The sequence below is a fragment of the Bradyrhizobium sp. genome, assembly GCF_028868675.1.
In the GTDB taxonomy this organism is placed as follows: Bacteria; Pseudomonadota; Alphaproteobacteria; order Rhizobiales; family Xanthobacteraceae; genus Bradyrhizobium.
This window is the reverse complement of sequence record NZ_JAGWUA010000234.1, coordinates 1-6,795: the sequence shown is the minus strand read 5'-3', so window position 1 is coordinate 6,795 and position 6,795 is coordinate 1. Positions and strand designations below refer to the sequence as shown.

The following is a 6,795-nucleotide window of genomic DNA, read 5'->3' as shown; positions in this document are numbered from 1 at the left end:
GGCGCGACCTCGCACCTTGCGTCAGGTCGGTTAAGCTGTTCGTGAAGAGCGTCCGGCTTGCATGATGAGTTGGAGATAACCGTCTGACGCGCGAAGGAAATTCGCGATGTTAGATTTCACCTCAGATGTCAGCGCCGGCGGCCTGCCGTCGCTGGCCGTGCCATCCGGAGAGGGGCAATGCGCAAACGATGGCGCGTGCACCTCCAGGCGGGTATGACGGATGCATGCTTCGCCCCCGTGAATGCCCCTGGAACCTTGCCGCATGATGCCGTCGGATGAGACCTACGACGTCGTGGTCATCGGCGCCGGCGCCGGTGGCATGACGGCTGCGGCGGTCGCGGCGGCCGAAGGCCTGCGCGTGCTGGTGATCGAGAAGACCGCCTTCGTCGGCGGCACCACCGCCTGGTCCGGCGGCATGGTCTGGATCCCCGCCAACGCCAAGATGAAGGAGGCGGGGCTGTCCGACAGCGTCACCGACGCCGTGCAATATCTCGCCAGCACGGTGCCGGAGGCCGCGAACGCGAATCTGCGCGCCGCCTTCCTGGCCCGCGGACCCGAGGCGATCGCCTGGCTCGAGGCCAACACCGAGGTGCGGCTGCAGCCGGTCAAGGCCTATCCCGACTACTATCCGGAGCGGCTCGGCGCCACGCCCGGCGGCCGCGTGCTGGAGCCGGTCGCCTTCGACGGCAGGAAGCTCGGCGCCGGTTTTGCCCGGCTGCGGCCGCCACTGCCGGAGTTCACGCTATTCGGCGGCATGATGGTCAACCGGCTCGACATTCCGCATCTGCGCCGGGTCGGAAAGTCGTTGCGGTCGACGCTGCGATCGGCGCGGCTGATCTCGCAATATGCGCTGCAGCGGCTGAAGAGCCCGCGCGGCACCACGCTGCATCTCGGCAATGCGCTGGCGGCGCGGCTCTACGCCTCGCTGCTGGCCCGGCAGGTCGAGATTCTCTTCAGCGCCGACGTCCAGGACCTCGCGATCGAGGCCGGCCGCGTGCGCGGGGTGATCATCCGTCACGGCGCGCGCGGTCGCCTGATCGCGGCGCGTCGCGGCGTGGTGCTCGCGACCGGCGGCTTTTCGCATGATGCGAGCCTGCGCAAGCGGTTCTTCCCCGCGGCCGCGGGATTCGTCTCGGCCACGAGTTCCGCCGGCACCGGCGATGGCCTGCGTCTTGCGGCCGCCGCCGGCGCCGCGCTCGACACGGGCGTTACGAGCGCCGCCTATTGGGTGCCGGCCTCGCTGTTCCGCCGCGCCGACGGCAGCCGCGGCGTGTTTCCGCACACGGTGACGGACCGTGCCAAGCCCGGCGTCATCGCCGTCAATGCCGCGGGCCGGCGCTTCGTCAACGAGGCGTTGTCCTACCATGAGTTCGTGCTCGCGATGCTGCGCGACGGCAATGGCGAGCCGGACCGGCCCTTCCATCTCGTCTGCGACCGCGACTTCCTCTGGACCTATGGCCTCGGCCGCATCAGGCCGTTCACCTGGAACTACAAGCGCCATGTGAAGAGCGGCGAGCTGATCGAGGCCTCCAGCATCGAAGAGCTGGCAGGCCGCATCGGCGTCAAGCCGTCCTCGCTCGCCGCGACGATCGCGAACTACAACGCCGACGCCGCAAAGGGCCGCGACCCCGAGTTCGGCCGCGGCAGCACCATCTATCAGCGTCACCTCGGCGATGCCGCCCATAGGCCGAATCCATGTGTGGCGCCGATCGCGCGCGCGCCGTTCTTTGCCTTGCGCATCCATCCCGCCGATCTCGGCACCGCCGTCGGCATGAAGGTCGATGCGCAGGCGCGCGTGCTGCGCGAGGATGGCACGCCGATTCCTGGCCTCTATGCCTGCGGCAACGACATGGCCTCGATCATGAACGGCAACTATCCGGGCCCGGGCATCACGCTCGGTCCGGCGCTGGCCTTCGGCTATATCGCTGGACGGCATTTGGCGGAGCACAACAGCGCGGCGGCGCCGGCGCAGGCGAGGGAGCAGGCATGACAGGCGGGCCGGCCGGATTTGCCATCAACACCTATTCCTACACCTTTGCCGGAAGTGCCTATGACACGGTGGCGCGGCTTGCCGACCAGGGCTATGGCGGCGTCGAGCTGATGTTCTTTCCCGGCCATCTCTGGCCGGACGATCTCGATTCGTCGTCCTTGCAGCGGCTACGCGATCTCTGCGAGCGAAAGCTGCGGCTCGTGTCCGTCAACATGCCGAACGTCGATCTCAACGTCGCCGCCGCGGTTCCGGAGATGCGGACCTATACGCTCGCGCTGCTCGAAAAATTCGTGCGCTGCGCCGGCGAACTCGGCGCCGGCGGGATCGTGATCGGGCCCGGCAAGCCGAATCCTCTGTTTCCGATGCCGCGCGAGCGCATGATACCGCACTTCTATCGCGCGCTCGACCGCCTTGCGCCGCTCGCGCGCGAAGCCGGGACGCAATTGTTCGTCGAGAACATGCCGTTTGCGTTCCTGCCGGATGCGGAGGCGCTGATGTCGGCATTGGACACGTACGGCGATGGCGGCATCCGCGTGATCTACGATGTCGCCAATGCGCACTTCATCGGCGAATCGCCCATCGACGGCCTGCGCAGGGTCAGGGATCGCCTCAGCCTCGTGCATTTCTCCGACACGACGCGAAGGCTCTACAAGCACGATCCGATCGGCCGGGGCGACATCCCGCTCGCCGGCATCGCCGAGGCATTCCGCGAGGTCGGTTATTCCGAGCTGCCGATGCTCGAGGTGATCTCGCACAACGCCGATGCCGACATCGCCGACAGTTGCCGGCGTCTCGCGGATGCCGGGTTCTGAGCGGCGTCTCTCTCAATAGGCACCGTCATTGCGAGCGAAGCGAAGCAATCCAGAATCTCTCCTCGGTGTCAGTCTGGATTGCTTCGTCGCTTCGCTCCTCGCAATGACGATCGGGGGGCCCGCTACTCCGCCGCGGCCGCGAAGCGGCTGTTGTCGAGCTCCGCTTCCAGCCGTGCGGTCTCGGCCAGCGCCTGCTTGACGTTGGCCTCCTTGACGTGGCCGTAGCCGCGGATCGTCTCCGGCACGCGCGCGAGCTTCGCCAGCGGCGGGATCTGCGCCGCCGTCAGGCCTGCGATCCGCCGGTCGATCATTGCAAGATAGTCTGTGACCAGCTTGCGCTCGGTCTTGCGCTCCTCGCTGCGGCCGAACGGGTCGAAGGCGGTGCCGCGCAGGAATTTGAGTCTTGCGAGCACGCCCATGGCGTGGATCATCCAGCCGCCATATTCCCGCTTCTGCAGGCGTCCGCTGGCGTCGCGGCTGGCGAAGATCGGCGGCGCCAGGTGGAATTTCAGCGTGTAGTCGCCGTCGAACTTCTCCGACAGTTTCTTGGCAAAGCTGCCGTCGGTGTAGAGCCGCGCAACTTCGTATTCGTCCTTGTAGGCCATCAGCTTGAACAGGTTCTTTGCCACCGCTTCGGTGAGGTCGGTCGAGGACGGCGCGGCCGCAGCTTCCGCCTTCCGCACCCTGGCGACGGCGGCGAGGTAGCGATCCGCGTAGGCCTTGTCCTGGTAGCTGGTCAGGAACTCCGCGCGGGTGGCGATGATGTCGTCCAGCGTCTTGATCGGCGCGCCGGCGCGGCTCTTGAACTGCAGTACGCTGCGCACCCGCGACATGTCGTGGGCGGCGAGCCGGCCCCAGGTGAAGGCGAGCTTGTTCATCTCGACCGCGGCGCCGTTGATCTCGATGGCGCGCAGCAGCGCCTCCAGCGACAGCGGGATCGCGCCCTTCTGGAAGGCGAAGCCCAGCATGAACGGGTTGGTGGCGATGCTGTCGCCCATCAGCGCCGCCGCAATGCCGGTGGCATCGACGATGTCGAGATTGGTCTCGCCGATCGCATCGCGCAGCGCGGTCTGCATCGCGCCCATCTCGAAATCGAGATCCGGGTTTTGCACGAAGCTCGCGGTCGGCTGGAGGTCGGCGTTGACGAAGGCCTTGGTCACGCCGCGTTCGGCGCGGCTGAGTGCTGCGGGACCCGCGGAGACGACCATGTCGCAGCCGAGGATGACGTCGGCCCCGCCGGTCGTGATGCGGACGGCGGAGATGTCCTCGGGCCTGGGAGCGATGCGCACATGGCTCATCACCGCGCCGTTCTTCTGCGACAGGCCGGTGAAATCCAGCGCCGAGCAGCCCTTGCCGTCGACATGGGCGGCCATGCCGAGCAGCGCGCCGATGGTGATCACGCCAGTGCCGCCGATGCCGGTGACCAGGATGTTGTAGGCGCCGTCGAGCTGGCGGGCCGGGGGCAGTGGCAGGTCGGCGAACAACTGGCCGGAGTCGACCGCCGAGGTCTTGATGCGCTTTAGCGTGCCGCCGTGCACGGTGACGAAGCTCGGGCAAAAACCCTCGACGCAGGAATAGTCCTTGTTGCAGTTCGACTGGTCGATCTGCCGCTTGCGGCCGAACTCGGTCTCCAGCGGCTGCACCGAGACGCAGTTCGAGGCCACCGAGCAGTCGCCGCAGCCTTCGCAGACCAGCTCGTTGATGAAGGCGCGCTTCTGCGGATCGGGGTAGAGCCCGCGCTTACGGCGGCGGCGCTTTTCGGCGGCGCAGGTCTGGTCGTAGATGATGACGGTGAGGCCCTTGACCTCGCGCATCTCGCGCTGGATCCGGTCGAGCTCGCGGCGATGATGCACGCTCGCGCCTTGCGGGAAGTAGCTGCCGCCCGGATATTTGCCGGGATCGTCGGAGACGATGGCGAGCCGCTTGATGCCCTCGGCCCAGACCTGGTGCGCGATCTGCGCCACCGTGAAGCCGCCTTCGGCCGGCTGGCCGCCGGTCATGGCGACGGCGTCGTTGTAGAGGATCTTGTAGGTGATGTTGATGCCGGCGGCCGCCGCCGCCCGCAGCGCCAGCAGGCCCGAATGGGTATAGGTGCCGTCGCCGAGGTTCTGGAAGATGTGCTGCTCGCTGGTGAACGGCGCCTGGCCGATCCAGCTCACGCCTTCGCCGCCCATGTGCGAGATCAGCGCGGTGCGCCGGCTCGGCATGCTCAGCGCCATGCCGTGACAGCCGATGCCGGCCATGGCGCGGCTGCCCTCGGGCACCCGCGTCGAGGTGTTGTGCGGGCAGCCGGAGCAGAAGAACGGCGTGCGCGCCAGCTTTATCGGCGCAGCGGCCGTGACGGGATGTTCGAAGGCTTCGAGCCGCGCGAGGCGCTGTTCCAGCACCGGGCTCTGGTGCCCGAGCCGGCGCAGCCGCGCCACCAGCGCGGACGCGACCATGGTCGGCGTCAGTTCGCCCTCGCTCGGCAGCAGCGGCCGGCCGCTCTCGTCGGTCTTGCCGGCGATGCTCGGACGCTTCGAGGCGTCGAGATTGTAGAGGATGCGCATCAGCTGGTCTTCGATGAAGCCGCGCTTCTCCTCGACCACGAGCACGTCCTGCAGCCCTTCGGCGAAGCGCATCGCGCCGCGCTCCTCCAGCGGCCAGGTCAGCGCGACCTTGTAGATGCGAAGCCCCAGATCCTGCGCGTCCTTGTCTGAGATGCCGAGGTCGGCGAGCGCCTGGCGCAGGTCGAGATAGGCCTTGCCGGTGGCGATGATGCCGAGCCGCGCGGGCTTCGAATCCAGCACGATGCGGTCGAGCTGGTTGGCGCGCGCGAACGCCTTCACCGCCTCCATCTTCGGGCCGAACAGCCGCCGTTCGGCGTCGAGCGGCGGATCGGGCCAGCGGATGTTGAGCCCGCCCGGCGGCATCTCGAAATCGTCGGGCAGCTTGATCTGGATGCGCGCGGGATCGCTGTCGATCGAGGCCGAGCTCTCCACGGTCTCGCCGATCGCCTTGAAGCCGATCCAGCAGCCCGAGAAGCGCGACAGCGCAAAGCCGTAGAGGCCGAGATCGAGATAGTCCTGCAGGGTCGACGGGTTGATCACCGGGATCAGCGCCGCCGCGAACACCTGCTCGCTCTGATGCGCGAGCGTGGAGGACTGGCAGCCATGGTCGTCGCCGGCGAGCGCGAGCACGCCGCCATGGCGCGAAGTGCCGGCGGCGTTGGCGTGCTTCAGCGCGTCGACCGAGCGGTCGACGCCGGGGCCCTTGCCGTACCAGATGCCGAACACGCCATCGACCTTGGCGCCGGGAAACATGCCGACCTGCTGGCTGCCCCACACGGCAGTGGCCGCCAGATCCTCGTTGAGGCCGGGCTGGAATTCGATGTCGTGCTGCTTGAGGAAGGTTTTGGCGCGCCACAAAGCGTGGTCGTACATGCCGAGCGGCGAACCGCGATAGCCTGAGATGAAACCGGCGGTGTTGAGCCCGGCCGCGCGATCGCGTTCGCGCTGCAACATGGGCAATCGGACCAGCGCCTGCGTACCGGAAAGGAATATGCGCTTCGCATCCAGCCGGTACTTGTCGTCCAGCCCAACTTCCATCAACGCCATTGAGAGACCCCCGTCACTCTGTCAGCCGAGCCGCTTTTGAACCGGTCTAATTGTGAACAGATTGCACCGGTTTTGCTATGCGTGCCCAGCGCGGATTCATGGCCGCAGGACATAACTGCCCGGCGCTTGTGGATGGCTCTTGTCTTGGGGATAGCTCTTGCCGAATTCCGTCTTCTTTGAAACGCTTGGGCGTAAAGGGAGACACCAGGGATGACGGAGCCGGCGTTCAGGACCGAGCTATTGGAGCGCGACAATTTGCTTGTGGGCCCGTGGCGCAGCCCGAAGCAGATGCTGCACGCGCAGGTCTACGACTCCCACGCTTCGATCCATGACGATGCCACCGCGCAAAAGCTCGGCTTCCAGGGTGGCACCATCGAAGGCCCGACCCATTTCAGCC

General features: G+C 67.1%; 3 protein-coding genes and 1 pseudogene. 3 read left to right on the top strand and 1 reads right to left on the bottom strand.

The genetic code is table 11. The features are described 5' to 3' along the window. The first annotated feature begins 262 nt into the window (after nt 1-262). Nucleotides 263-1,990: an FAD-dependent oxidoreductase gene (locus KGM94_RS22175; protein ID WP_300264132.1), complete on the top strand. Its 1,728-nt coding sequence runs from the start codon at nt 263-265 to the stop codon at nt 1,988-1,990. Further along, nucleotides 1,987-2,802, top strand: coding sequence for a sugar phosphate isomerase/epimerase family protein (locus KGM94_RS22170; RefSeq protein WP_300264129.1), 816 nt, complete (start codon nt 1,987-1,989; stop codon nt 2,800-2,802). The genes KGM94_RS22175 and KGM94_RS22170 overlap by 4 nt, the downstream gene beginning before the upstream one ends. Before the next feature lie 122 nt (nt 2,803-2,924). Here the strand turns inward: KGM94_RS22170 and KGM94_RS22165 are convergent, their stop codons facing one another. After that, complete coding sequence (locus KGM94_RS22165; RefSeq protein WP_300264127.1) at nt 2,925-6,398, bottom strand: indolepyruvate ferredoxin oxidoreductase family protein; 3,474 nt, start codon at nt 6,396-6,398, stop codon at nt 2,925-2,927. A 210-nt stretch (nt 6,399-6,608) separates the two neighbouring features. Here KGM94_RS22165 and KGM94_RS22160 point away from each other — a divergent pair. Next, a pseudogene (locus tag KGM94_RS22160) lies at nt 6,609-6,795 on the top strand (hypothetical protein); the annotation flags it as partial.

Bases quoted from the DNA above. Each gene is read 5' to 3' on its own strand.
- KGM94_RS22165 (WP_300264127.1), bottom strand. From the start codon at position 6,398: ATGGCGTTGATGGAAGTTGGGCTGGACGACAAGTACCGGCTGGATGCG.
- KGM94_RS22170 (WP_300264129.1), top strand. From the start codon at position 1,987: ATGACAGGCGGGCCGGCCGGATTTGCCATCAACACCTATTCCTACACC.
- KGM94_RS22175 (WP_300264132.1), top strand. From the start codon at position 263: ATGATGCCGTCGGATGAGACCTACGACGTCGTGGTCATCGGCGCCGGC.